This is a genomic window from Saccharopolyspora erythraea, from assembly GCF_018141105.1.
GTDB classification, from domain to species: Bacteria; Actinomycetota; Actinomycetes; order Mycobacteriales; family Pseudonocardiaceae; genus Saccharopolyspora_D; species Saccharopolyspora_D erythraea_A.
This window is the reverse complement of record NZ_CP054839.1, coordinates 2,153,913-2,179,960: the sequence shown is the minus strand read 5'-3', so window position 1 is coordinate 2,179,960 and position 26,048 is coordinate 2,153,913. Positions and strand designations below refer to the sequence as shown.

The window sequence follows — 26,048 nt, the reverse complement described above, 5'->3', positions numbered from 1 at the left end:
AGCCGGAGCAACCGGGCTGCGGCCGCCTGAACGGAGGAGCATGAGTTTCGTCGTGGTCGCGCGGTACGTCACCAAGCCCGGTGAGCGGGCGCGGGTGCTGGAACTGCTGGAGCCGATGGTGCCGGCGTCGCTGGCCGAGCCCGGGTGTCGCCGCTACGGCGTGCATGCCGGGACCGACGAGGACATCGTCGCCCTGGTCGAGGAGTACGACACCGAGGACGACTTCGCCCGGCACTGCGAGACGGAGCACTTCAAGCGGATCGTTGTCGGCGAGGTGATTCCGCTGTTGCTGGAGCGGCAGGTGACGCGGTGCACGCCGGTCGCCGGATCGGAGGCGTGATGATGCAGGTGCGTGCGGCCGTACTGCGCGAATCCGGAGCTGAGAAGCCCTACGGGACCTCCCGGCCGATCGACGTCACCACACTCCAGCTCGACCCGCCGGGGCCCGGCGAGTTGCTGATCAGGGTGCGGGCGGCCGGGCTGTGCCACTCGGACCTCTCGGTGATCAACGGTTCGCGCCCCCGGCCGCTTCCGCTCGCGTTGGGGCACGAGGCGGCGGGTGAGGTCGTGGAGGCCGGTCAGGACAGCGGCTTCGAGCCCGGCGATCACGTCGTGCTCGCGTTCGTCCCGTCGTGCGGGGAGTGCGAGCGCTGCGTGGCGGGCCGCCCGGCGCTGTGCGGCCCTGCTGCGGCGGCCAACACGAAGGGCGCTCTGCTGGGCGGCGGCATGCGGTTCGCCGAGGAGGACGGCTCCCGGCCCTACCACCACCTCGGCGTGTCAGCCTTCGCCGAACACATCGTGGTGTCGTCCCGGTCGGCGGTGAAGGTGGATACGGAGGTACCTTTCGAGATCGCCGCGCTGTTCGGCTGCGCGGTCCTGACCGGGGCCGGCGCCGCCCTGTACTCAGCGCAGATCCGGCCAGGTGACAGCGTGGCGGTGTTCGGCCTCGGCGGTGTCGGACTTGCCGCGCTGCTCGCGGCGAAGGCGGCCGGAGCGTCCACAGTGGTCGCCGTGGACCTCGTGGAGCACAAGCGGAAACTCGCCTCCGAACTCGGCGCCACCCACACCGTCGAGGGCGGTCCGGACGCGGTCCTGCGCGTCCGCGAACTCACCAGCGGAGGCGCGGAGAAGGTCCTCGACACGACCGGCGTGGTGCACGTGCTGCAACAGGCGTACGACGCGACCCGCAGCGGCGGCACCACCGTCACGGTCGGGCTGCCCGATCCCGAGGCCCGCCTGACGTTGCCAGCGCTCAGCATCGTCGCCGAGGAGCGGACACTGCGAGGCAGCTATCTGGGTTCTTGCGTGCCGCGGCGCGACGTCCCCAGGTTCATCCAGATGTACCAATCAGGCGCCTTGCCGGTCGACGCGCTGCTGTCGCACCGGCTCGGGCTCGACGAGATCAACGCCGGCTTCGACCGCCTGGACGACGGAACAGCGGTACGCCAGGTCGTGCTGATGTAGCGGTGCTGTCGTGAGCGGCGGTATCGGACCCGCCGCTCACTCATCGACGATGAGACGTATGCCGACGATCAGTCAGCGCCGCCGCCACCACCCCCACCGGAGTCCCAGTAGCTCGACGCCCCACTGCCGCCGCTCCCACCACCGCCGCTCCGGTCGCGCCCCTGCCACGCCGTGAAGCCGAGGAGCAGCAGAACCCCGCCCACCAGGACCAGCCCCCACATCCAGTCCGCCATCCGAAACCCCCGTCCTCTGCGCCGTGTGCACTTACGCACGCCGCAGCCGCACGTTCGGTTGCCAGAGCGACACGGCGCGACGGAGAAATGAAACGCCCGGGAGACTCCGCGGGGCGAATGCCCTGGAGACTCCGCGGGGCGAATTCTGCGGGAAAAATACTGCTAACGGACGTGGCGCAATTCTCGGGCTCGACGCGATTGCGAATCGCGCGCCAGCGCCGACCGCATCAAAGCGGAAGCGGCGAAACCCGAAGCGAACGCCGTTCTACCAGGTCAAAGGAGTGGGCGCAGTAGGGTTCGAACCTACGACCCCTTGCTTGTAAGGCGCGCCCGAGAGCCACTCTGATCAGCACAAACAGAGAAGCTGCATGTTAGGTGGGCGCCGTTTCGGAGCCACTGCGCACAGCAAAGTCCAGTTCGACTCAGACGACTCCTCCCAATTTCCTCCCACCCCGGCCATCACCTGTAGGCCGCTGGCCACAATGAAGCGAGTGCCTACGACAGCACAGAGGTCTCCGCGGTGCGGTCAGAGGGAAGTTGGCCCCGGGTTGGATCGGTGACACGCGATCGTGGATGAGCCGTGGTCAATGCCTCCGGTTGTGAAGTGGAGATGCCGAGTAACCACGTTCACGGCCTGGAGGCCCTCACCAGCTCGTATTCGGCGCAGGTGTCGGTACACATTCTGCGGTTGTTCCGTCGGGCACGACTCTCTGCGGATGAGTGCCGCCAACGCGCCGACAGGACCTTGCGGCCCCGTCCAGTGGTAACACACGAACTGCCTAGCGTTCGATAGCCGCGGGCCAGCCAATCCGCTAGCTACCACTTGCGGACCGGTTACCACAGTGCTCGAGGCAGCATATGTCCCACGCCCAGCGCGTCTGTTTCGCCTTTTTCAGCGCCGCCGCGTTGCCCTTGCAGTCCCCGTTTACCCATCTAGCGATCGCAACACCTGCGACAGTACGTGCACCTGCGTTGTTTAGAGTCACTCTTGCCGCCTGCATTTCGCACCCGCTGTCCAGGTGTCGTCGATTACGAGAACATCCTTGCCGCTGACATTGGCACTGGTCACGAACCGATCGGGAGCGAACACGCCCGGTTCTAGATCCAATGCCGTGTAGTTTGGCGTTTGCCCTGGTTGTCAAGATTCTGCTGTGGCGAGGACATCGATGCTGATGGTGGCCTGTGGGTGGTGCGGTCGACGCTGCCCTTGGCGTTGTACTTGGAGAGCGCGCGTTTGACCACGCGTGGTGTGGTACGTAGACGCCGGTCGGGCATGAGGTTGGCCAGCACGTGTGTGCCGATTGCGCCGACCAGGTTGCTCACGGTGTCGGCGATGACGCCCGCGGCCAGCACGAGCTAGTTACGGGCGGCCTGCAGGGCGACGGTGAAGCTGGCCCGGTCCACCGTGGTCCCCGGGGCCGCTGCCGGTGGTGTCGGCCATGGCGGTGCGCAGCAGTTGGTAGTGATTAGCAGGCGTAGATCTCCTGGGCGATGCCGGATCAAGTGCGGGCGCGCAGGACTCGGCCGCCCAGGGTGGTGGACTTCAGTTCCAGGTAGGCGGTTTCGATCTCCCACTGCTGGTGGTAGAGGGCGACCAGCTCGGCGGCGGGATAGTGGTGGTGGTCGCCCAGGGTGGTGGGCAGCCGGTAGAGGCCGGTGCGGCAGCCGGTGCTGGTGACGATGGCGATTTCGGCATCGACCACTCGGACTTTCGTCGAGCCCAGCACCGACAGATACGAGCCGTCCGCGAATCGGGCCAGAACTGGCATAACACGGCTGTTTTTCAGGCGCACCATCACTTCGGCACCGGTCGCGGCGACCGCTCCGATCAAGTCACAGGCGGCGAAGTTACGAACCAGCAACAGGATCATTCCGGCACGCAGGGTGCGGGCCAGTCGTGGGACATAGGTGATCTCGCCGGTGGTGGTCGGCCCGAACACCACGTCGATGATGGTGCGGGTGCCGCAGGCCACCACGGCGACCAGTCGCAGCAGTGGATAGCCCGAGCCGCCGTTGTTGCATCGGTGCTTGCTGTATCCGGTCAGGTTCGCCCGGCTGTCCGGCACACTCATCGGGGTGCAGTCGATCGCGCAGACCAACAGCCCGCGCCAGCGCGCCGGGTGCGGCGGCACGGCCGCGTAACAGGTCGAACAGCCGACGCAACGACGCCACGCCCACCCTGCGGCGCGCCTGGAACAACCCGCCGCAGTCGGTGTCGCCGTCGGTAGACTCCTCAGGCCGCCGGTGAGCTTGGCCCACACGCCGGGATACCCCAGTTCGGGGAACAGACAGGCGGCCAGCAGCAGATAGACCACCACACGGGAGGGCAGATCCCGCAGCCGGGACTGCACTGCACAAGTCTCGGCCAGCGCCTCGTCGACCATGTCGAACGGCACAAGCTCGGTGAGCTAGATCACCGAGGTGACCGGCACGAATCGGCCCCGGCAACCCTGAAAGGTGCGGGTGATGACAGACTCAGCTTCCAGCGGAGTTCCTACAGATAGTGACTTTGATCGATACTGTTCTAGCAGGAACTTCGTTGCCCGTTTCAGACACCTTGACAGCCGAGCCGAAGCCCTAACTACACGGCATTGGAGCTAGACTCACCGGGACCCGCGTTCGGCGAGTGGACCGAGCTTTGTGCGGAGCCCACGACGTTGCCGAGAGCACATGGGCGAAGTACCAAGCGCATCTCCACAACCACCTTTTGCCGCGGTTCTGCGACACTCCGCTGGCTGACACCAGCCACATCACGATCAAGCAGTGGGTGAAGGAACTCCGACGACAGCTCACTGATGCCACTGCAAGCGACATCGTCAGCATTCTATCGATGATCCTGGCTGAGGCAGTCGATGAGGACCACATCGGTAAGAACCCGTGCCGACACCTCAAACTCAACCTGCGGCCGTGACCACACCGGGAGGCCACCACCCCTGGGGCCCTAATGATCTTTCGGTATTTGGGTGATCTTGTTTGTCATAGGTGGAGGCCGGTGTGGTCGAGGAAGGAGAAGCACAGTTGGTAGCTGCTACCGATGCGTTGCAGGCCGGCCTCCGCGGCGGTGTGTGCTTGGTCGATGGTCTCGGGGCAGAGGTTGGCCAGTTCGGTTGCTTTGACGTTGCCCCAGATCTTTTCGACGGGGTTGAGGTCGGGGGCGTAGCCGGGAAGTGACTCGACGCGCAGCCAGTGTCGTTGGGTGGCCAGCCAGGCTTTCATGGTTTTCGAGCGGTGGGCGGGCAGGCCGTCCCAGATCAGCGTCACCGGCGCACCGTCGAGGTGGTCGTGCAGGTCGGTGAGGAACTCGATCAGCGAGGCGGTGTCATAGGCCCCGTGCTTGGCCTGAAACACCAACGTCGCCTGGCTGCTACCGGGCCGGTAGGCCAGCGCAACCCCAGCGACTCACCCTATTACAAGAAGATCATTAAGTCGTACCGCTGATCGCTGCACTCCGCCGTATCGAACGTTGATCATTACCGCCGCCTACACCGGCATGCGGTGGGGCGACCTGGCCGGGCTGCGGTGGCGCAACGTCACTCTCGACGGAAACGCATACATCACCGTCGGCCCAGACAGGGGCGCACTTCACGAGTTCGGTAGTCGACTCGAGCTGGGCCCACTCAAGACTCCGGCAAGCGCCCGCGCTGTCCACCCGCCCGCGTTCCTGGTCCCGCTCCTTTGTGAGCACGCCGCGCAGCAACCTCACGACCACGTTTTCACCGGACCGCGCGGTATCTTGCTGCGCCGAACCAACCTTCGCCAACGCGTCTGGCTCCCTGCGGTCGCGGGAGACGTGCAGCGCGGCTGAGCAACGATTCAGCCTGGGCTGACCTTTCACGGCCTACGTCACACGCACAAGACCTGGCTCAACGAAGACTGCATCGATCAAGCACTCTCACACGAACGGCTCGGCCATCACATGCCCGGCGTCGCAGGCATCTACTCCCACGTCACTCAGCCCTTGATCGACCACCTGATCACCGTGCTCGAGCGTCGCTGGTAGCACTCACACCACAGCTAGAACGCCGGCATCATCAGCCGACCAACTCCTAACGCCCACAAGCTGAACCTGAGGTATAACAAGCCTTTTGGACAGGGACGCCCGATTGAGGGGATGTGTCCGTGTCAGACAAGCATCGGAACTTCAGCCCGCAGTTTAAGGCCGAGGCGGTGCCGCTGGTGGTGACCGCCGGCCGTCCGGTGGCCGAGGCGGCCCGGGAGCTGGAGATCAACCCCGGGACCCTGGGTAGCCGGGAGCATGCCTGGCGGCGGAACAACCCTGAACCTGAGCCCGAGATGAGTCCTGTGGAGCGTGCGCGGTTGAGCGACTGGAGGCGCTTTCGCCGTGCGGTTCGGCGCCGACGAGAGCGCATCAGCAGAGCCCAATCAACAGACGTGGCCGGACCGACACACCACCGGAACATCGCCGCCGAAGCCTACTGACTCGGAACCCGCCCGCTGTCCGTGCCCCATTTAGCGGAATGACGAACTCGCGTCCATTTGCTAAGTCTTGATCACACAACGCCGCACGCAATGAGGGGACACCGTGGCCGACGCGCCGATTCAGGGGCACTCGTATACCATACATCAGCTGTTCTCTGGGGACCGAACCTTCACGGTAGACAACTATCAGCGCGAGTACAGCTGGGACCGCCACGATGTTGCCACGCTCGTCCACGATCTCCACCGGAGCTTTAAGAAATCCTGGAACCCCACTCATAGCCGGCGAGAAACCGCCGCGTACCACCCGTACTTTCTCGGGCCTTTTGTTTATGTTGAATCCGGTGAAACCACCGTCCTCGTGGACGGTCAGCAGCGTATTACCACGCTGCATCTCCTCCTCATCCACCTGTACCGGCTGATGAAGGATCGTGAGGAGGATGAGGAAGCCGGCAAGCTTCACAACCTCGTCTCCACGTCCAGCTATGGGGAGACTACATTCACCGTGCATGCGCCGGAGAGAGACACGTTGCTGCACTCGCTAGTCAAATCCTTCCCATACGAGCTGCCCGGGGACCCAAGTCCTTCCGTGCGCAACTTGTACGATCGATCACGGGATCTGGAGGAAGATTTCCCCGACGAACTCGCCGGTGAAGCCTTACTACACTTTACCGACTGGTTACTCACGCGTGTCTGCATGGTCGGCATCAAGGCGCACAGCAACCAGCACGGCTGGGAAATCTTCGTCACCATGAACGACCGCGGTGTTCGGCTCGCCCCAATCGATCTGCTGAAGGGACACCTCATTGAGAAGGCGCGCCAGGACACGACTGATCTGAACAACCAGTGGCGCGAGATGCTCACCCAGCTCTCCGCGCTCGGCGCGCGAGCCCCCGGTGAGTTTCTCGAGACTCTTCTGCTGGCGAAGTACGCCACGATCGACGACGAGAACGACCGGGCCGCTGTCAGTGACGCCAGTCATGAATGGGTCCGGACCAACGCCGACCGCATCGGTTTGCGCACCTCCGAGGACTACCGGCAGTTTCTCAGTACCACTATCGCCACCCTCGCCCTCCGATACCGGACTCTGCTTGCGGCGGCAAGCAGCCAGGACCCTGAGTTCGCAGCAATCAGGTACAACGCCGAGAACGGCTTGGACAAACAGTACCTGCTCATCATGGCTGCCGTGAAGCCCAGCGACACGGAAACAGAGTTCCGGCACAAGGCCGCGCTGGTCGGGTCATTTCTGGACCTCATCTACCTTCGGAAGCTGGTCAACGGAAGCGTCAGCCGACCGAACGAGCTTGATGATGACATCTACGAGCTCGTCCGCGACGTCCGGGGGATCGGCTCGGCCGCTCAGCTCTGCACGCTCCTGTCAGCACGTATCGCCGAGGTGACCGACGAGTTCAGGGGCATGACGAGCTTCGGACTCCAGCCGGATAACCGGCGCCATATACGCTACCTGCTGGCGAGACTGACCGCCTTCGTCGAATCCGAGTGCGAAACCGATCGCGCCGAGCTCAGCGAGTTCGTACGTTATGTCGCCGGTGAAGCGCCGTTCGAGATCGAACACATCTGGGCCAACAAGTTCGAACGCCATCAGGCCGAAGTAAAAACAGAGAAAGCGTTTCACTCGGCCCGCAACAGGCTGGGCGGACTGCTACTCCTGCCGAAATCCGACAATTCCAGCTTCAACGACAAGACCTACCCCGATAAGCTGCCATTCTATTTCCGGCAGAACATGCTGGCCAGATCGTTAAACAAGGAAAGCTACCGGAATTTCCCGAGATATCGCAGGTTTCTGAAAACCTACAAACTTGATAAGATAATGACGCACTATGACGAATTCACCAAAGAGTCGATCGAGCAACGGCAGCAGCTCTACATCCGACTGTGCGAAATCATCTGGGCCCCCGAGCGGCTCGGCTTCTCAGTCCCAAGAAATGTCGGCCCCAAGCGCCGGCAGGCACGGCGCACGCGTGCCAACTACGACGTGTCGCTCAGCGACCTCCTCACAGCCGAGTTCCTTAGCCCGCACGAGCAGATCTTGGGCAAGCACAAGGGAACGAACCACGAAGCGTGCATCCTTAGCGACGGCAAGATCCAACTGAGCACCGGCGAGCTCTTCCCCAATCCCTCCCGTGCAGCGATGTACGCAGTCAACCGGCAATCGTGCAACGGGTGGACCTTCTGGAGGCTCGCCAGGGACTCCTCACAGACTCTCGCAGATGTACGTGCGCGGGCGCTCGCCGCCGGAGGGCTGGACGGCGGTCAACAGCTCGGGATTCAGTAGAGCTCCTAACATACTGGTGATCAGACCTGGGATGATTTCGGCCTGGTGAGGACGTGGGTTGATCACGTTTGGTGAAAGCGTGCGATGGCTCGCCCGAAGCCGTGGGAGGTCAGCTACGGACCTGTTGGCGCCGGTTGGCCGAATGGCAGGAGGCCGGGGTATGGGACGAGTTGCAGCGGGTACTGCTGGCCCGCGATTCTCCCCGCCCGAGATCGAGGCAATGCAAGAAACCTTGTCGCGCTACGACGGGGAGTCTCTCGAACAGGCCGTGTCAGGCGTACCCCGAACGGATTTCCGGTTCCGCAAGGACGCTCGCACGAGCCGCGGCAAGCTCGTCGAGTGGACCGTTGACGACGACAGTGTCGCCTCTTCTTTGATGGGCAGCGCTAAGCTCACTGCTGCGGCCATGCAGACCACCGTCAGTTCGAGCGGCAACTGCGAGATCCTGACTTCCTATCCAGTTTCAGAGAGCTTGCTACCCTGTGAGATTCCAGAAGTCGGTTACCAACGCTGACCAGCAGTCTTGCGTTATGCGTTCATACTCGTTGATTAAGCCACCCAGGACCGGTTGACGCTTGATCCGCCCATGGCCGAGGTCCATAACGGGGTGGATCGGCCAGAATCGGCGCTCGGCACTGTTGTATGCCTTGTCGCCGTGAAGCTTGGCGGGCCTGCGGCGGCGAGGCCCGCGATGGGAACGGATCGGAGGGATCGCGTTGACCAAGGGCTTGAGCGCGAACCCGTCCGCCGTATTGGCTGTCGAGATCCCGGTGGCCAGCGGCAGACCGGCGCGGTCGGTCAGCACGTGCAGTTTCGAGCCGGGCTTGCCTCGGTCGACCGGGCTCGGACCGGTCATGCAGCCCCTTTTTTCGCCCGCACCGCGGCAGCGTCCACCACCGCGCGGGACCAGTCGATCAAACCCTGACTGCCCAGTTCGTCGAGCACGGCCCGATGAATCCGGGCCCACAGACCGGCCTCAGTCCAGCGGAGAAACCACCGGTGCGCGGTGGGAACCTTCACCCCGAACGACGGCGGTAACCACCGCCACGCACACCCACTGGTCAGCACATACACAATCGCCGTGAACACCATCCGGGCATCCGCCGGAGCCCGACCACCACCCTGCGGACGTTCCCCCGCCTGCGGAATCAGCGGCTCCACCAGCTCCCACAGCTCATCGGGAACCAACCGCCGCGACAACGCATCAACCACAACTCATGATCTTGCCAGCAGCCGACCAAGATCCAACCGAGACACGCTCTTAGCCACACGCTCGATCAGCACGGCAACGGCGTTGTCTACGGGTGGGCGCGGCGATGGCGGTCGGTCGGACCAGTCCATCCGAGGTTTCGGGTTGGCTCGGCGCAGCACGGCCACCTCGTGACGCAGTACCAGCAGTTCGACGTCCTTGGATGCCGACGAGCGGCCGAGCACTACCAGCCAGCCCCCCAAGCCTGATGAAGATCAGGTAGAGCAGGCGCAACGACACAGCGCACGATCATTCCTGGATCGCCGGGGTGTGTCGATCAGTACAGGTCACCGGCCGCGGCCGACTTTCGGAACCCAACAGGGGGTGCGCGCAATGATGTCTTTGCGGGCGACGCGGCCGACTCAAGGGCGCGTACATAATCGATGACCAAGAGCTACCAGCACATGACACCGAAGCTGACACTTTCGATCGCTGCGGACAGAGTCGACTTAGTTGGTGACGTTCCGGACAAGTCGAACGCCGTCACAGCGACGAGGTCAATGCCGAGACAAGATCCCTTTCGGCCCGTTCGGGCAAACGTTCGGCTTCGTGTTGAACCGCGCGTGCCTCAGATAGATCCTCACGTAGCTTCTCAACTAGCCTAATTTGTTCCTCACGTGGCGGAACAGGAACAGGTGCGGTTGCGAGGACATTTACAGGGATCGTGTAAAGTGTCCCGCTAGTCGTGCGTGCGTGAGCCCGAACATGCGATCCCCCTGCTGGGGAATTGAACCAAGCCTCTACATACTCGGGCAGTAGCTCATTCGAATCGAGGCGAGCCCGAATTACATGATTCTGATGGATACATTTCGAAATCTGCCCATCCCATCGTGCACACCGCCCCACCTCCTCAAGAGAATTCGCTTCAAGGAACAGCAAGTCGTCACGCTGCAGGGCGAGTCGATCGATAGTTCCGGGGCTGACATTCATTGTCTTAACGTCAGAGGTATCGACGTAGCCACGCTGGACGTTGGCTACACGAAGGTAAGGGACATCCTGTCCGCCCGTATGCGAACGCTTCAGTTGGACTCCAAGCTGCACTTCGGCAATCGAATCGAGCTTTACCAGCGGGTAGGGGCTCGAAATTCCGATAGGAGCGACATCCGTATCCCAACGGTCGAGAGCAGAAAAATGGGCGATGCCAACAATGGTTGATGCCTCTCCCGTTTCTGCCCTTGCTACCAGTTGATCTCCGAAGCGGTGCCATGCGGCAGCGGTAAGAGTCTCTGACCTGTACTGAGCCTTCTCAGCTGTCCTGAAAGTTTCCTTGTAGGAAGATACGATTTTGCGCTGGAGGTCGAGCGGTGGAACCGGTATCGGAGTATTGGCAAGTTTGGCTGCCCCAATGTGGTAGAGGCCGCTTGTTGTCGTGGCTTGCTCGCGTATATAGAAGTTGCCCTCGCGCGAATTGAACCAAGTAACGACGTACTCGGGGTCGAGTCGAGCGTCATGTAGACGCGCACGCACTACGCTGTTCTGATGGATAACGTTTGGAACGGATCCGTCCCAGCGTGCAGCGCGCCCGACTTCAGTTACCGACCCCGAGCCCTCGACGAAAAGCAGATCGCCGGGCTGCAAAACTAACCCGCTCGCTTGCTTCTCGGTCACGTACATCGTCTTAATGTCATTCAGGTCAACAGCACTTCGACGGACATTAATGGCCCTTAGGTACTGCCGAGGCTCTCCTGACTTCGATCCTTTCCTTGGAACCTGCATACCAAGCCGAATATCGGCTACATCACCGAGTTTGACTACTGGCCACGCATACGACGCCGCAGCCTCGGAGGTTTGGGGAGGGTCCCAACGGTCGAGCGCCGAAAAATGGATAACGCTCGTCTTAGTGGCGGTCATGCGCTATCCCCACAGAGGTGTTCGTTTGCGAACTGACGCCATGCCGTAAAAATCTCAGGGAGATCATTAGGTACATTCTCGCCCGTTTCGCCCGTCGCAGTGATGCCGACTGCAGTCGGCATCGCCATAAATACCGGGTAGTCAAACACCTCGCGAACGTACTTCCACATAGCCGTTGTCTGTTGCTCATCAAGATCTTTGAGAGCGGCCCGTAGGTCGGTGAGTGACTTCTTCAAGCCGGGGATCTTCGCGGCGCGCTCAGTGTACTTTTTTCGCAGCTCGCGGGCATCAGCCGAGGCACTGCCCTTCCATGATGGGCTCGCAAGCGTGGTAGTAGGCCCGCTACGGACTAGGCTATCTTTTTGTATCCGGGTGGGTTCGGGGAGTACTCGTGTGACTCCGAGATCAGCCAACTGGCCAAGCAATACCTGAAGCTCCGGATCATTGCCGTGCAGAACTTCATTTCGTGACCCGTCAAGCAGAGCATTTCGCCGAGGCGCGAACTCGCTTTCTGTTTCTTCGAGTGCGTCTTCCCAGCACTTCTCCCACCGTTGCGCGTCATATTCGGTGAACTTTTGCATAAATACGACTGACGCCGTCACTGAAGCACCCGAGAACTTGAAGGTCTCGGGTGGCAAAGCGATCACGGCGCGGAGGAACGCCTTTCCCTCTGCCCAGCGACGCAACCAGGCTTGTGAAGAAGCATTCAGGTTCCCATTCGGCAGGACAATGCCGAGGCGTCCTCCTGGCTTAAGTAGACGGAGGCAACGTTCGAGGAACATCTGCTCGGTCTTGCGGGAGTTGGCCACCTTGCCGATATCGAATTGGTCAAGGATCTTCTGGCCTCGTGCATCGACCACGCGTTGATGCGCTTTCGCCCATTCCTTGCCGTACCGACGTTGCTGACGTTGGCGGTAATCGTGATCGTCGGGTACATCGGTCTCGGAAGTGGAACCGATCCGCTGCGACGAGGTGACGACAGCACCGAAGGGAGGATTGGTAACTACGACATTGAACCTACCCTCGAAGATTCCGTTCATGTCCACAAGGCCGTCATGCCAGTGGATACCGCCGTGTCCATCGCCGTGCATGATCATATTCATTTTGGCGGTGCGAGCAGCCCGTGGCTCTTTGTCAGTGCCATAGATGCACTGCCAAGCGAGATTTCCTACGCGGGTATCTGCTCGTCCTCCGCCAGGAGCGGTCGGAGCAAGCTCCTGATTTAGCTCGTCAACGGCTTTTTCAATACGTCTGTCTCGTTCGTCGAGAACCGAATCATCCGCGTCGTCGGGGTACTCGGCGGTGATATCGTCAATGATCTTCTGCCGCTTCGAGGAGATGTCCGAAATGATCTGCTCGCGAACATGATCAAACACGCGAATCAAGAAACCGCCCGACCCGGCGGCAGGATCGCAAATAACGTCCCCTTCCTTTGGGTTGAGGACGTCGATGATGAAATCGACTACGGGCCGAGGAGTGAAAAACTGGCCGAGTTCGCCCCGGAATGTGCGCCCGAGGAACTTCTCAAAGGCGATCCCTCTTACGTCCTCGCCGGTCTTTGAAAGATTGAACCTCTCAAGTTTTCCAACCAGTTCCCTGAATGTGTCCGGGGAAATCTCCAGGCGGTCGTCTTCTGCAAAGAGGTCGTCCGACTTGTACTCAGCCTTGGTGTCTTCAAACATCGACTCATGGTGGCTGATGCTCCGATTATGATGATATTCCGAAGCCTTATCTAGATAATTCGTCGTGAAAGTCGCATGTGTCCCGGATCGCTCAATGTGAAGCTTGATGAAAAGTACTTTCGAAATCGTGTCGAAAGCCCGGTCCGGGGTCATCGCGTGGTTGTCGCGGAGCAAGCTGTGGCATTCGAAAAGAACGCGTTGAAACTGCTCACGATCGAAAACCTCAAGTCGGTTCACCAGCTGTTCGAGAGTCCGCTCGTCGTTGATCTCGGCGGCTTTAGGCCAGTCGTTGATCTGCCGGGCGCGTCCGGGCAGCCCCTTGGTCAACTCGTAGACCATGCGGTTGTCGGCGTTGGCCTGCACGAGGAACCGGGCTCCGGCTGCCCGAGCGTATGACTCACCTTGCCAGAAGTCCATAGGTCGGATCGGTCCGCCGTCGGCTTTGGTCTCCACCACCAACGCTGGCTCACGCCCAGCTTGCTTGTCCGCCGCGCTGCGCCACACTACGATGTCGGCGCGTGGCGAGCGCCTGCCAGAGTGTGTCCGGCGTTCCTGGTCCATCTGGTCAAGCCGGAACTCCCCGTTGACGTGGAGGTTCCGAATCCAATGCTGCCGTACGACTTCCTCCGGCTTGTGCGTCACATCGACCCAGCTATCACGCAGAGGGACCCATACCCAGTTGTCGTACTGGTGAAGTCCCTCGTCTGGGAACGGCGTTGACGGTGCGCTGGGGGTGGTGCGGCGTGCTGCCATGCCGAGAAGATTAGTAGAGGCCAACAGTCTGGATCTTGCGGCCTGGTCGGTGTCCTCCGCTGCGGCCTTCGAGAAGCTCAAAGGACGACCAGGGCGTGGTGTCGTTGTTCGGGGGCCCTACGTCGGTTGTCAAGCGGCTTGACGGGCGAAGGGTTGGTATTTCGTGTGGGCGCAGTAGGGTTCGAACCTACGACCCCTTGCTTGTAAGGCAAGTGCTCTTCCGCTGAGCTATGCGCCCGGGATGGCGGCCGACCGACGCACCGACCGGGACCCCCAGAGCCGTTCCTCGCGGTCCGGCTGGAGACACTGTACCGGTCGACCACCACGCGACATCAGCGACGTCAGGCGGAGAGGTCGGCCAGAGCCTTCTTCCACACACCCTGGTCGCGGGCCTCGCCCGGCTGGTTCACCTCGGCGAAGCGGACCTCGCCCTCCTTGTCGATCAGGAAGGTGCCGCGGTTGGCCATGCCGGCGTTCTCGTTGAACACACCGTAGGCCTTGGCGATCTCACCGTGCGGCCAGAAGTCCGACAGCAGCGGGAAGGTGTAGCCCTCCTGCTCCGCCCACGCCTTCAGCGCGAACGGGGAGTCGACGGACACGCCGAGCACCTGCACGTCGTCGTTCTGGAAGTCGCCAAGGTCGTCGCGGACCTGGCACAGCTCGCCCTGGCAGATACCGCTGAAGGCGAAGGGGTAGAAGACCAGCAGCACGTTCTTCTTGCCCCGGAAACCGGACAGGGAGACCTGCTCCTTGTTGTAGTCCGGCAACGTGAAGTCCGGCGCCTGCGCACCGACCTCGACCGTCATAAGCGCACCCTTCCGTACGGCATGAGCGTTTGCACGCCGAACCTACACCGATGCGGGCCGTGTGGGCACCGACAGCTCACCGCGCCGCCGGTGCCCGCACCTCAGCGCTTGGACTTGGCCTTCCGGTACGCCAGCCTCGTCCCCATCCAGGACTCACCAACGCTGGCGTTGGCGGTCTGGGCGAGGTTGGACGTCGAAGCTGCCTCGGCGATGTCACTGGGCTCGACGTAGCCATCCCGGCCGGTCTTCGGGGTCAGCACCCAGATGACCCCCTCGTCGGCCAACGGCGTCATCACGTCGAGGAGCGTGTCCGTCAGGTCGCCATCATCGTCGCGCCACCACAGCAGCACGACATCGACCACTTCGTCGGCGTCCTCGTCGAGCAGCTCGCTCCCGCAACGCTCCTCGATCGCGGCTCGGACGTCGTCGTCGACGTCCTCGTCCCAACCGAACTCCTGGACAACCATCTCCGGCTCGATGTCGAGCTTCTCGGCGACGTCGACATCGCCTTTGCCGGCGTCTCCCGCGGCGACCACGGTTTTCTCACTCCTCCAATGCCACCGGTGCGGCGCGGGCGTCGCGCCCGCCGCACACCACTTCCACGATCTGGCCGTTAGCGAACACCGCCAAGGGCCACCGGCGCAACTGCTGGCGCTACGACACGCCGGAGCTGCGCGTTAGGGAATGACTGTAGCCCGAGCGTGGCCGAACGGGTACGGCGTACTGACCGGTAGTGATGACGGCGTGCGCGTCCGGGACGATGATGGGGGACGATGGAGGTGTCGGACATCACTCCGGCGCGCCAAGGCCACGACGTAGTCGAGGAGTACCTCTTGTCCCCGCACAACAACGACGTCGGCAGCAACGGAGCCCCGCAGCACCGGGTGCGGGTCATCCGCGACGGCCTCGCCTCCCACCTGCCGGACATCGACCCGGAGGAGACCGAGGAGTGGCTGCAGTCGTTCGACTCCGTGCTGTCGGCGACCGGCCAGCAACGTGCGCGATACCTGATGCTGCGCCTGCTGCAACGGGCGCGGGAGAGCGGCGTGGGCGTCCCGTCGCTCACCAGCACCGACTACGTGAACACCATCCCCACCGAGCTCGAGCCGTGGTTCCCCGGCGACGAGGAGACCGAGCGCCGCTACCGCGCCTGGACCCGCTGGAACGCCGCGATGATGGTGCACCGCGCGCAGCGCCCGGGCATCGGCGTCGGCGGGCACATCTCCTCCTACGCCTCCTCGGCGAGCCTCTACGAGGTCGGCTTCAACTGGTTCTTCAAGGGCAAGGACCACCCCGGCGGCGGTGACCACCTCTACATCCAGGGCCACGCCTCCCCCGGCATCTACGCGCGCGCGTTCCTGGAGGGGCGGCTGTCCACCGACCAGCTCGACGGGTTCCGCCAGGAGTACTCCCACGCGGGTCCCGGCGGCGGCCTGCCGTCCTACCCGCACCCGCGGCTGATGCCCGACTTCTGGGAGTTCCCCACGGTCTCGATGGGCCTGGGCCCGATGAACGCGATCTTCCAGGCCCGCTTCGACCGCTACCTGCGCGACCGGGGCATCAAGGACACCAGCCAGCAGCGGGTGTGGGCATTCCTCGGCGACGGCGAGATGAACGAGCCGGAGTCGCGCGGCCTGCTGCACGTGGCGGCCAACGAGGGCCTGGACAACCTGACCTTCGTCGTCAACTGCAACCTCCAGCAGCTCGACGGCCCGGTCCGCGGCAACGGCAAGATCATCCAGGAGCTGGAGGCGTTCTTCCGCGGCGCGGGCTGGAACGTCATCAAGGTGATCTGGGGCCGGGAGTGGGACGCCCTGCTGCACGCAGACCGCGACGGCGCGCTGGTCAACCTGATGAACACCACGCCCGATGGCGACTACCAGACCTACAAGGCCAACGACGGCGCCTTCGTGCGGGAGCACTTCTTCGGCCGCGACCCGCGCACCAAGGACATCGTCCGCGACCTCAGCGACGACGAGATCTGGGGTCTGCGCCGCGGCGGCCACGACTACCGCAAGGTCTACGCCGCCTACAAGGCCGCCACCGAGCACCACGGCCAGCCCACGGTCATCCTGGCCAAGACGATCAAGGGCTACGGTCTCGGGCCGCACTTCGAGGGCCGCAACGCGACCCACCAGATGAAGAAGATGACCCTGGACGACCTGAAGCTGTTCCGGGACAGCCTGCGGATCCCGATCTCCGACGAGCAGCTCGAGCAGGAGCCGTACCTGCCGCCGTACTACCACCCCGGCCAGGAGTCGCCGGAGATCCAGTACCTGCAGGAGCGGCGCCAGCGGCTCGGCGGCTACCTGCCGGAGCGGCGGGTCAAGTCCAAGGCGCTGGTGCTGCCCGGCGACAAGGTCTACGACGTGGTCCGGCGCGGCTCGGGCAAGCAGGAGGTGGCCACCACGATGGCCTTCGTCCGGCTGCTCAAGGACCTGGCCAAGGACCCCGAGATCGGGCCCCGGATCGTGCCGATCATCCCGGACGAGGCACGGACCTTCGGGATGGACTCGATGTTCCCGTCCCAGAAGATCTACAACCCGCTGGGCCAGTCCTACACGCCGGTCGACTACCAGCTGATGCTGGCCTACCGGGAGAGCGAGCAGGGCCAGATCCTGCACGAGGGCATCAACGAGGCGGGCTCGACCGCGTCGTTCACCGCCGCGGGCACCAGCTACGCCACGCACGGCGAGCCGATGATCCCGGTCTACATCTTCTACTCGATGTTCGGCTTCCAGCGCACCGGTGACGGCCTGTGGGCGGCGGCCGACCAGATGACGCGGGGCTTCCTGCTCGGCGCCACCGCCGGGCGCACCACGCTCACCGGCGAGGGGCTGCAGCACGCCGACGGCCACTCGCTGCTGCTGGCGGCGACGAACCCGGCGGTGGTGTCCTACGACCCGGCGTGGGCCTTCGAGGTCGCCCACATCGTCAAGGACGGCCTGCGGCGGATGTACGGGGAGGACGCCGAGAACGTCTTCTACTACCTCACGGTCTACAACGAGCCGTACCAGCAGCCCGCGGAGCCGGAGGGCCTGGACGTCGACGGCCTGCTGCGGGGCCTCTACCGGTACCGGGAGGCATCCTCCGGCTCGGGCCCGCGGGCGCAGATCCTGGCCTCCGGCGTGATCATGCCGGAGGCGCTGCGGGCGCAGGAGCTGCTGGCCGAGGAGTGGGGCGTGCGGGCCGACGTCTGGTCCGCGACGTCGTGGTCGGAGCTGCGGCGCGAGGCCGAGGCCACCGACCGGCACAACCTGCTGCACCCGGGCGACGAGCGGCGCGTGCCGTACGTGACGCGTGCCCTGGCCGACGCGGAAGGCCCGGTGGTGGCCGTCAGCGACTGGATGCGGGCGGTGCCGGACCTGATCCGGCCCTGGGTACGCAGCGACATGGTCAGCCTCGGCACCGACGGCTTCGGGTTCTCCGACACCCGTCCCGCGGCTCGGCGGGTGTTCCTGGTCGACGCCGAGTCGACCGTGGTCGCCACCCTGTCGGCGCTGGCCAGGCAGGGCGAGGTCGAGGAGGCCAAGGTCGCCGAGGCCGCGCGGAAGTACGAGATCGACGACGTCAAGGCGGCCGGCCCGCAGACGTCGGACCCCGGCGTCGCCTGACGACGCCGCGGCGGCCATGAGGACGACCTGCGGACGGCGCTGAGGACGGCCATGCGGACGCTGCGGCGGCCTTGGCGCCCCTGAGGTCAGGGCTCGAGTTCACGGTGCCCGACACGCTCCGGCGTGTCGGGCACCGTTGCTTTCGGGGCTGGTGGACCGCCGGGCGGCAACCCGACGAGCCGCCCGGCAGCGCAGCACCAGGCGGCTCCGCCGGAAAGCCGTTCGCCCGCCCCACGTCGGCAGGGCGGGCGAACGGGCTGGTGGCGTGGGTCAGCGGCAGGCGACCGGTTCCGCCTCGGTCAGGCGGTATTCGCCGCGGGCGTCGAGCAGCAGCGCGGCCAGGGAGCGCGCGGGCTGGTTCATCGGCACGATGCGGCCCTCGCCCGCCGGGATGCTGTGCACGCCGTGCAGGTCGAGGACCTCGCCGAAGCGCGCGGCCTGCTCAACGGTGAGCCGGTAGGCGCAGGCCGGGGACTTCTCGACGTCCTCGGGCGCGGGCGGCTCGTTGTCGGCACCGCCGAAATAGAGCGGTCCCCGGTTCGCCAGGCCATCCAGGCTGGCCTTGCTGATGGCCGACTCGATCTGGTCGCGGCGTTCGGTGAACATCCGCAGGGTCGCCTGCACCGAGGTGAGGTGCGAGCCGACGCGCCGCCGGTTGTTGGTCGCCGCGTCCTCGCCCGCCAGCGGCTCGACGCGACTCTCCACGAGCAGGCCGACCGCGTTCTTCACGCCGACGGTGTTGCGCAGGATGCGTTCCTGCCCGTCGCCTGCGACCTGCTTGATCGGCTCGCCGGTCTCGGGGTCGGTCCAGATCCCGTACACGCCGGTCGAGAGGCCGGTTTCCTCCACCGCGGGCCGGACGTAGCGCTCCGACAGCCGCTCGGACTCCGAGCGCACCTGCGCGCCGGCGTTGAGGTTGCGCGGCCAAAGCGCGAGGAAGTCCTTGACGTAGTACGGCGGTTGCGCGCCGAACTCGTGCAGGTCGTGCACGACGGCGGGACGCTCGTCGCGCATGACCCGCGCGACGGCCCGGGCCTCGGGTGAGGCCAGCGCGAGGTGGTCGCGGTTGATGTCGATGCCGTCGGCGTTCTCGCGGGTGTTCGCCACGTGCCCGTCGGGGTTGGCGTTGGGCATGAACAGGACCGTCGTGGAGCGCAGGAAGCGCTGCACGCGCTCGTCCTGCGAGTAGCCGAGGTCGCGGATGGTGCTCAGGCACCCCTCGCGTCCCGCCGGCTCGTCGCCGTGCTGCGAGCAGACGAACAGCACCTTCGACCGGCCCGATCCGACGCGGGCCAGCCGCAGCGGCCGGTCCTGGACGCTGGCGCCGATCGTCTCGACCGCGACGTCGGGTTGCGCCCGGTCGACCTCGGCCAGGAAGGCGGCTTCCTCCTCGGGAGTCGTCCACCGCGCGCCGCGCGAATCCTCGAACCCAGTGCTCGGTGCAACCTCTGCGATCGCGGGCGCCGGCGCCACCAGCGCTGTGCACAGCGCGGCGACGGCGACCCAGCGGAACCGACGGACCATGGCCGGACCCCTTTCGTGTTCGATCATCCGAATCCACCAGGGGGTCCGGGGCAAGTCAAGGCTTGACCGCGGCGGGCCGGTGCGCTCGCTGCCTTCGGGCGGTGCGGTTCCAGCTCCACCAGCCGTGGATCACCAGCGCGGCGAACACCACGTAGATCGCGGCGCTGAACCAGAGCCCGGAGGCGATCTGCAGCGGCACGCCGACGGCGTCGACGGCCAGCCACACCAGCCAGAACTCGACCAGCCCGCGGCCCTGCGCCCAGAAGGCGACCAGCGTGCCGACGAAGATCCAGGCGTCGGGCCACGGCGCCCACGACGCGTCGAGCTCGGTCAGCAGCAGGGCGAACGCCGCCGTGCCTACCAGCAGCGCCGCCAGCAGCGCCAGCCGCTCCGACGCGCGCGCCTTGCGCACGACGACGCCGTAGACCGGGTCGGTGCGCCGGCTCCAGGCCCACCAGCCGTAGACGGAGATCAGCAGGATCATCACCTGCCGGATGGCCAGGCCGCCGAGCTGGGCGCTGGCGTAGACCGCGAACAGCAGCACCGTGGCCGACACCTGGACCGGCCAGGTGGCCAGGGTGCGCCGCTGCGCGAGGAAGACAACGGCCAGAGCGCAGAGCTGCCCCACCAGTTCGGCCCAGGAGATCTGCTGGCCGAGCACGGTGATCCCGTTGCCGAGCACCCACTCCGCGATGTTCTGCACGCCCACTCCTCCCGCCGGTCATGACCACCGGGCGGGCGGCGAGCGCGGCCGACGGGAACGCGGAGGGGGCCGTGCGCAGGGCGCGCCACGGCGGCTTCCGGCACCCGTGCGCTGCCTCCCATCCGGACTGTCACCGTCGGTTCCGGAGTTCCACCGGATCGGCCGGGCCGTTCCTGCGCGGAACGGCGCCGGTTCGCGGACTTTCACCGCCGGTTCGGAATTGCACCGAGCCCCGGAGCGCACGACGTTTCGTACTCGTGTGAACATCTTGCGCTGGTGACCTTGTTCCGGCATCCGGCAGTGCGGTGGATCACAGGTAGCGAAGGTCTCCGATCAGCCGATCGAACAGCAGTGCGCACGCGGGTAAACTCGGCCTGGCCGAAGATCGACGCGAGGGGGACCGCCGGGTGAACGACACCGACCACGCCATCCTCGCCTTCGAGAACGAGTGGTGGCACCACGCCGGCAACAAGGAACGGGTCATCCAGGAGCGCTTCGGGATCTCCCCGACCCGCTACTACCAGCGGCTCAACCGCCTGCTCGACCGGCCGGAGGCGCTCGCGCAGCAGCCGACCCTGGTCAAGCGGCTGCAACGGTTACGCGAGGAGCGGGAGCAGCGGCGGGCCGCCGCACCCCGCCGCTGACCGCGGAACTCACTAGCTCTGCTGGGCCGCCTGCGCCTGCTGCTCCGGCGGGAGCTGACGTGCCTGCTGGATGCGCACCAGTTCGGCGAGCAGCGGAGCCGCCTGGTCCGGCGGCAGCGCCTGGAAGGCCGCCCTGATCGCTTCGGCGTCCATCGACCGCTGCTGCGGCACCTGGACCGCGGCCTGCCCGCCGCGCTGCGGGCCGAGGAGCCCGTTGACCAGCTCCACGAGCATCGCCACGAGCGTGCGCGGACCGAGATCGGTGTCCCAGCCCACGATCTCTCCCTTGGGGCCTCTGGGCCCCAGCAGCTCGCTCTCGATCCGGCGCAGGATCGCCTCCTGCTCGGACCCCACTGGCTGTTCCGGCGGCGGCGGCGCGGGGGCCACCGGCTGTCCGGGCCTCCCCGGTCCGTCGTGGTTCTTCCTGCCCGACAGATCCGCGCGGAACCGGTCCATGTCGACGTGACCGGGGTCGATCTTGCCGGTCACGCTGGTCTCCTTGTGGCCGCGCGCGGCCTCGGCGGGGCGGCCGATGTGGGCCAGCACGGCCGAGGTCGCAGTCAGCGCCGCGTCGTACTGCTCGGGGCTCGGCCCCTGCTCGACACCTTGGTAGTCCCACTCGAAACCGACGTAGAGGAAGTTGCCGTCGCCCGCCGGGTTGGGGCCGGACGCCTTCGCCTGGCCCGCGTGGTTGGCGCGGCCCGCGGCGATCAGGTGCACGACGCCGTCGAAGCCGATCAGGCCGTGGCACAGCGGGCCCCGCAGGTCCGGCCTGCCGTCGATGCACAGCTGCACGCTCGGTGCCGGGTTCTCGTAGGACGCGGGGGTGGCGGTGTGGTGTTCGAGCACTCCCACCGGGCTCGGCTGCGGACCGGACGTCGCGGTCCGCTCCTTCCACCCGGGCGTCTCGACGACCTGCAGGCCGGCCGCCCTGAGCACGTCCGCAAGCCATTCCAGAGGCAATGTCACGGCTGATCACTCCCTGCCGTAGGCGTCGCCCCATCGTCTCCCGGTGCCGAACGGGCAACCACGGCCAACCGCGTGAAAACAGCGGTAACCGCCCGATCGAGTTCCGCGGAATTGATCCAGAAGCCGAACTCGGTGAAAACCGGTGCGGCCGTCATGAATTCCGCACCGCGTTTTCGTCCTCTTCGACTCCATTCCGGACGCATTCCGCCGGTGTCGCAATCACCCTTCGTGGCGAATTCGCCGCGCATCCAAGCCGGCCCGGTCAGGCGCCGATGTGACCTGGCACCGACTCCGACCGCTCCCCGCCCGATCGCGATCAGGCCGCGTGCGATTCTGGAACCATGGCTACCGAACGCGCAGGTGATGGACCACGTGAGGTCTCAGCCGCCACGCTTCGCCGACTCGAGCGGGCCTCCGGCGGGCTGGCGACCGCCAGCATCAGCGCGATGGAACAGCGGTTGCCGTGGTTCCGCCGGATGCCCGCCGACCAGCGCGCGAGCGTGCTGCTGGTCACCCAGACCGGCGTGTCCAACTTCGTGGCGTGGCTGCAGGACCCCACCGAGGCGATCCGGCTGACCGCCGAGGCGTTCCGCTCCGCTCCGCGCGACCTCTCCCGCTGGGTCAGCCTCCGGCAGACGCTGGAGCTGGTGCGCGCCGCCATCGACGTCTTCGAGCAGCAGCTGCCCGAGCTGGCCGACGAACCGGACGAGCGCACGCTGCTGCGCGAGTGGATCCTGCGCTACACCCGCGAGATCGCCTTCGCCGCCGCGACCTCCTACGCGGCGGCGGCCGAGGCACGCGGTGCCTGGGACGCGCGGCTGGAGGCGCTGGTCGTCGACGGCATCGTCCGCGGCGACGCCGAGGAGTCGCTGCTCTCCCGCGCCGCCGCGCTCGGGTGGGAACCCTCGTCGGAGGCGACGGTCCTGGTCGGCACCGCTCCGTCGGACGATCCGCCGACGATCGTCTACCAGGTCCGCAGCCGCGCCGCCCGCGTCGGGCGGCCGGTGCTGCTGGGCGTGCAGGGGACGCGGCTCGTCGTGGTCTTCGGCGGCCCGGCCGACGACCGCACCGAGAACGAGGCCGCGTCGCGGCTGGCCGAGGCGTTCGACGAGGGACCGGTGGTCGTCGGCCCGACGGTGCCGAGCCTGGCCGAGGCGCACCGGTCGGCCTCGGACGCGATGTCGGCGCTGCGCGCGGTGGTGGCGTGGCCGACCGCGCCGCGGCCGGTGGCCTCCGCGGACCTGCTGCCGGAGCGGGCACTGGCAGGCGACCCGGAGGCCGAGCGGCAGCTCGTCGAACGGATCGTGCTGCCGCTGGTCGACGCGGGCGGCGCGCTGATGGAGACCGTCGACACCTACCTGGAGGTCGGCGGCGTGCTGGAGAACTGCGCCCGCCAGCTCTACGTCCACCCCAACACGGTGCGGTACCGGCTGCGCAGGGCGGCCGAGCTGACCGGCCGCACCCCGTCGAACCCGCGCGACGCGCACGTGCTGCGCGTCGGCCTGGCGGTGGGCCGGCTGGCCAAGGCGCACGGGCTCTGGTGACCAGAGGCGGCCGAGCGCCCCTGCCGTTCCGGCGCACTGATCGCAAGGGCGCCTCGGCGCGGCACCCGCGCCGCCGCTCGGGCCGAACGGCCGCCCGGCAACGGGAGCAGTCGGCGGGACGGCTTCCGGCAGAACGCGTTGAGCCGTCACGCTGCGTCCCGACCATGGCACAACCAGGTGAAACTCAGTCCTACTGCCCGGTAGCGGCACGCATCGAATGGTCACCGGACAGTCACGATCGACAATGTTTCCGCTCGGCAGCATGACCCACCACCAGCCCGGTTGTAGATGCTCCACAACTTTGGTCGCCGGACTTCGTCCCTGTCGACATCACGGGGAGCACCCCCGGGCGTGTTCAGTAGCAAGAGTGATCGCGCTGCTCGCCCCCGGCCAGGGGTCCCAGGCCCCCGGGATGCTCAGTCCGTGGCTCGAACTCGACGGCGTCGAGGAGACCCTCGCGTCCTGGTCCGAGATCGTCGGCCTGGACCTGATCCGGCTGGGCACCACCGCCGACGCCGACGAGATCAAGGACACCGCCGTCACCCAGCCGCTGGTCGTCGCGCTGTCCCTGGTCGCGGCCACCGAGCTCGGCAAGCGGGTGAGCATCCCCGCAGGCAGCACGGTGGCCGGGCACTCCGTCGGTGAACTCGCCGCCGCCGCCGTCGTCGGCACCCTCAGCTTCGACGACGCCGTGGCGCTCGCCGCGGTGCGCGGCCGCGAGATGGCCGCGGCCTGCGGCCTGGAGCCGACCGGTATGACCGCCGTGCTGGGCGGCGACCCCGACGTGATCGTCGCGCACCTGGAGCAGCTCGGGCTCGACCCGGCCAACCGCAACGGCGCCGGCCAGATCGTCGCCGCCGGGCGCCTGCCCGCGCTGGAGGCGCTGGCCGAGGAACCGCCGGCCGGTGCGCGCGTGCGCCCGCTGGCGGTGGCCGGTGCGTTCCACACCCGGTTCATGGAGAGCGCCCGCGAGGCGCTGGGCGTGCACGCCGAGAAGGTCGCGACCGCGGAGCCGTCGCTGCCGCTGCTGTCCAACGCCGACGGCGCCTGCGTCAGCGAACCCGCCGACATCATGCGGCGGCTGGTCGCCCAGGTGACCAGCCCGGTGCGCTGGGACCTGTGCATGGCGGCCCTGGCCGAGCGCGGTGTCTCGGCCACCGTGGAGCTGGCGCCGGCTGGCACGCTGTCCGGGCTGGTCAAGCGCGAGCTCAAGGGCACCAAGGCGATCGCCCTGAAGACCCCCGCCGATCTGGACAAGGTCGGCCAACTACTGGACGACTCCGGGAGCGACACGTGACCAACCCGCCGACGATCCGGCAGGCAGCCGGGCCCCCCGCCACGAAACTGCTCGGTTTCGGCAGCACGCAGGGCAATCGGGTGGTCACCAACGACGACCTCGCCAAGATCGTCGACACCAACGACGAGTGGATCCGCCAGCGGGTCGGCATCATCAGCCGCAGGCTCGGCGACGAGGACCAGACCGTGGTCTCGATGGCCGCGGAGGCCGGTTCGAAGGCGATCGCCAACGCCGGGCTCTCCCCCGCCGACGTGGACCAGGTGATCGTGGCCACCTGCACGATGCCCGGGCAGATCCCCAACGCGGCCGCCCAGGTCTCCGACCAGATCGGCATCGAGGCCAAGAGCGCCTACGACCTCAACGCCGCCTGCGCGGGCTTCGTCTACGCGCTGTCGGCCGCGGCCGACGCGGTCAAGGCCGGTTCGGCGCGCAACGTGCTGGTGATCGGCTCGGAGCGGTTCCAGGAGTGGATCGACTGGCAGGACCGCGCCAACTGCATCATCTTCGCCGACGCCGCGGGCGCGGCGGTGGTCGGTCCCGCCGACACCCCGGGCATCGGCCCGGCCACGCTGGGCAGCGCCGGCGACCTGGCCGACACCATCTACCTGCGCGAGGGCAAGTACATCTACCAGGAGGGCCAGGCGGTCTTCCGCTGGGCGACCACCCAGATCGCGCCGGTGGCCACGCAGGCCGTGGAGCTGGCCGGGCTGAAGCTGTCCGATGTGGACGTGCTCGTCCCGCACCAGGCGAACCTGCGCATCGTCGAGGCCATCGCCAGGAAGCTGCAGAGCCAGGGTGCGCGTGACGACCTCGTGTTGGCGCGTGACATCGTCTACTCCGGCAACACCTCCTCCGCCTCCATCCCGCTCGCCATCGACCACATGCGGTCGGCGGGCGAGATCTCCAGCGGGGACGTGATGCTGCTGGTCGGCTTCGGGGCGGGGTTGTCCTACGCCGGCCAGGTCGCGGTCTGCCCCTGACC

The 26,048-nt window shown here is 66.1% G+C and carries 23 protein-coding genes, 1 tRNA gene, 2 pseudogenes and 1 riboswitch; of the genes and pseudogenes, 13 read left to right on the top strand and 13 right to left on the bottom strand.

Features of this window, described 5'->3' with window-relative positions; all coding sequences use genetic code 11:
- The first annotated feature begins 40 nt into the window (after positions 1-40).
- Positions 41-340: a putative quinol monooxygenase gene (locus tag HUO13_RS10100; RefSeq protein ID WP_211901154.1), complete on the top strand. Its 300-nt coding sequence runs from the start codon at positions 41-43 to the stop codon at positions 338-340.
- Positions 340-1,464, top strand: a complete 1,125-nt coding sequence (locus tag HUO13_RS10095) for a zinc-dependent alcohol dehydrogenase family protein (protein ID WP_249124607.1) — start codon at positions 340-342, stop codon at positions 1,462-1,464. The genes HUO13_RS10100 and HUO13_RS10095 overlap by 1 nt, the downstream gene beginning before the upstream one ends.
- A gap of 68 nt (positions 1,465-1,532) precedes the next feature.
- Here HUO13_RS10095 and HUO13_RS10090 read toward each other — a convergent pair whose 3' ends face one another.
- The 3 genes from HUO13_RS10090 to HUO13_RS10085 all read right to left on the bottom strand — a co-directional run bounded on the left by HUO13_RS10090 (position 1,533) and on the right by HUO13_RS10085 (position 4,081).
- On the bottom strand, positions 1,533-1,697 hold the full coding sequence (locus HUO13_RS10090) for a hypothetical protein (RefSeq protein WP_211901153.1): 165 nt from the start codon (positions 1,695-1,697) through the stop codon (positions 1,533-1,535).
- Positions 1,698-2,795: 1,098 nt separating this feature from the next.
- Positions 2,796-3,020 carry a hypothetical protein gene (locus HUO13_RS37340; protein WP_249124606.1) on the bottom strand — a complete coding sequence of 75 codons (225 nt, stop codon included), beginning with the start codon at positions 3,018-3,020 and terminating at the stop codon, positions 2,796-2,798.
- A 176-nt stretch (positions 3,021-3,196) separates the two neighbouring features.
- Positions 3,197-4,081 carry a transposase gene (locus HUO13_RS10085; RefSeq protein ID WP_249124604.1) on the bottom strand — a complete coding sequence of 295 codons (885 nt, stop codon included), beginning with the start codon at positions 4,079-4,081 and terminating at the stop codon, positions 3,197-3,199.
- 242 nt (positions 4,082-4,323) lie between these two features.
- Here HUO13_RS10085 and HUO13_RS38340 point away from each other — a divergent pair, with 242 nt between their 5' ends.
- On the top strand, positions 4,324-4,608 hold the full coding sequence (locus HUO13_RS38340) for a hypothetical protein (RefSeq protein WP_211901152.1): 285 nt from the start codon (positions 4,324-4,326) through the stop codon (positions 4,606-4,608).
- Between the two features lie 65 nt (positions 4,609-4,673).
- On the opposite strand, the gene HUO13_RS10075 is transcribed toward HUO13_RS38340, so the two are convergent.
- The gene (locus HUO13_RS10075; protein WP_249124602.1) at positions 4,674-5,045 is read right to left on the bottom strand and encodes a transposase; all 372 of its coding nucleotides are present in this window, start codon (positions 5,043-5,045) and stop codon (positions 4,674-4,676) included.
- 463 nt (positions 5,046-5,508) lie between these two features.
- Between HUO13_RS10075 and HUO13_RS38335 the strand changes: the two genes are divergently transcribed.
- The 5 genes and pseudogenes from HUO13_RS38335 to HUO13_RS10060 all read left to right on the top strand — a co-directional run bounded on the left by HUO13_RS38335 (position 5,509) and on the right by HUO13_RS10060 (position 8,944).
- Entirely contained in the window at positions 5,509-5,697 is a 189-nt protein-coding gene (locus tag HUO13_RS38335; RefSeq protein ID WP_432757852.1) for a tyrosine-type recombinase/integrase, read from the top strand.
- Between the two features lie 119 nt (positions 5,698-5,816).
- On the top strand, positions 5,817-6,137 hold the full coding sequence (locus HUO13_RS10070) for a transposase (protein WP_211901151.1): 321 nt from the start codon (positions 5,817-5,819) through the stop codon (positions 6,135-6,137).
- Between the two features lie 103 nt (positions 6,138-6,240).
- Entirely contained in the window at positions 6,241-8,430 is a 2,190-nt protein-coding gene (locus HUO13_RS10065) for a GmrSD restriction endonuclease domain-containing protein (protein WP_211901150.1), read from the top strand.
- A 107-nt stretch (positions 8,431-8,537) separates the two neighbouring features.
- Positions 8,538-8,624 (top strand): annotated as a pseudogene (locus tag HUO13_RS37335) (IS5/IS1182 family transposase); the annotation flags it as partial.
- Positions 8,591-8,944 (top strand): hypothetical protein, encoded by a 354-nt coding sequence (locus HUO13_RS10060; protein WP_211901149.1) that lies wholly within the window; start codon positions 8,591-8,593, stop codon positions 8,942-8,944. The pseudogene HUO13_RS37335 and the gene HUO13_RS10060, both read left to right, overlap by 34 nt.
- Positions 8,945-9,046: 102 nt before the next feature.
- Here the strand turns inward: HUO13_RS10060 and HUO13_RS10055 are convergent.
- From HUO13_RS10055 to HUO13_RS10030, 6 genes and pseudogenes are all read right to left on the bottom strand, one after another.
- A pseudogene (locus HUO13_RS10055) lies at positions 9,047-9,642 on the bottom strand (IS5 family transposase); the annotation flags it as partial.
- 520 nt (positions 9,643-10,162) lie between these two features.
- Complete coding sequence (locus HUO13_RS10050) at positions 10,163-11,530, bottom strand: restriction endonuclease subunit S (RefSeq protein WP_211901148.1); 1,368 nt, start codon at positions 11,528-11,530, stop codon at positions 10,163-10,165.
- Complete coding sequence (locus HUO13_RS10045; RefSeq protein ID WP_211901147.1) at positions 11,527-13,965, bottom strand: restriction endonuclease subunit M; 2,439 nt, start codon at positions 13,963-13,965, stop codon at positions 11,527-11,529. The genes HUO13_RS10050 and HUO13_RS10045 overlap by 4 nt, the downstream gene beginning before the upstream one ends.
- Before the next feature lie 166 nt (positions 13,966-14,131).
- Positions 14,132-14,203: transfer RNA gene (locus HUO13_RS10040), tRNA-Val, on the bottom strand.
- Between the two features lie 103 nt (positions 14,204-14,306).
- Entirely contained in the window at positions 14,307-14,771 is a 465-nt protein-coding gene (locus tag HUO13_RS10035) for a peroxiredoxin (protein WP_211901146.1), read from the bottom strand.
- Positions 14,772-14,872: 101 nt separating this feature from the next.
- Positions 14,873-15,307, bottom strand: a complete 435-nt coding sequence (locus tag HUO13_RS10030; RefSeq protein WP_211901145.1) for a DUF3052 domain-containing protein — start codon at positions 15,305-15,307, stop codon at positions 14,873-14,875.
- Between the two features lie 237 nt (positions 15,308-15,544).
- Here HUO13_RS10030 and aceE point away from each other — a divergent pair, with 237 nt between their 5' ends.
- Positions 15,545-18,385 carry a pyruvate dehydrogenase (acetyl-transferring), homodimeric type gene (gene aceE / locus HUO13_RS10025; protein WP_249124600.1) on the top strand — a complete coding sequence of 947 codons (2,841 nt, stop codon included), beginning with the start codon at positions 15,545-15,547 and terminating at the stop codon, positions 18,383-18,385.
- 270 nt (positions 18,386-18,655) lie between these two features.
- On the opposite strand, the gene HUO13_RS10020 is transcribed toward aceE, so the two are convergent.
- A complete protein-coding gene (locus HUO13_RS10020; protein WP_249124598.1) occupies positions 18,656-19,909 on the bottom strand; it encodes a M14 family metallopeptidase in 1,254 nt (417 codons plus the stop codon).
- A gap of 55 nt (positions 19,910-19,964) precedes the next feature.
- Positions 19,965-20,612 carry a nicotinamide riboside transporter PnuC gene (gene pnuC / locus HUO13_RS10015; protein ID WP_211901143.1) on the bottom strand — a complete coding sequence of 216 codons (648 nt, stop codon included), beginning with the start codon at positions 20,610-20,612 and terminating at the stop codon, positions 19,965-19,967.
- A gap of 106 nt (positions 20,613-20,718) precedes the next feature.
- Positions 20,719-20,855, bottom strand: a riboswitch (FMN riboswitch).
- Between the two features lie 164 nt (positions 20,856-21,019).
- Between pnuC and HUO13_RS10010 the strand changes: the two genes are divergently transcribed.
- On the top strand, positions 21,020-21,256 hold the full coding sequence (locus HUO13_RS10010; protein ID WP_211901142.1) for a DUF3263 domain-containing protein: 237 nt from the start codon (positions 21,020-21,022) through the stop codon (positions 21,254-21,256).
- Between the two features lie 12 nt (positions 21,257-21,268).
- Here the strand turns inward: HUO13_RS10010 and HUO13_RS10005 are convergent, their stop codons facing one another.
- A complete protein-coding gene (locus HUO13_RS10005; protein WP_249124596.1) occupies positions 21,269-22,225 on the bottom strand; it encodes a peptidoglycan recognition protein family protein in 957 nt (318 codons plus the stop codon).
- Positions 22,226-22,566: 341 nt separating this feature from the next.
- On the opposite strand from HUO13_RS10005, the gene HUO13_RS10000 reads away from it, so the two are divergent.
- From HUO13_RS10000 to HUO13_RS09990, 3 genes are all read left to right on the top strand, one after another.
- Positions 22,567-23,769 (top strand): PucR family transcriptional regulator, encoded by a 1,203-nt coding sequence (locus HUO13_RS10000; RefSeq protein WP_211901141.1) that lies wholly within the window; start codon positions 22,567-22,569, stop codon positions 23,767-23,769.
- 367 nt (positions 23,770-24,136) lie between these two features.
- Complete coding sequence (locus HUO13_RS09995) at positions 24,137-25,066, top strand: ACP S-malonyltransferase (protein ID WP_211901140.1); 930 nt, start codon at positions 24,137-24,139, stop codon at positions 25,064-25,066.
- On the top strand, positions 25,063-26,046 hold the full coding sequence (locus HUO13_RS09990) for a beta-ketoacyl-ACP synthase III (protein ID WP_211901139.1): 984 nt from the start codon (positions 25,063-25,065) through the stop codon (positions 26,044-26,046). The genes HUO13_RS09995 and HUO13_RS09990 overlap by 4 nt, the downstream gene beginning before the upstream one ends.
- Positions 26,047-26,048: the final 2 nt, after the last annotated feature.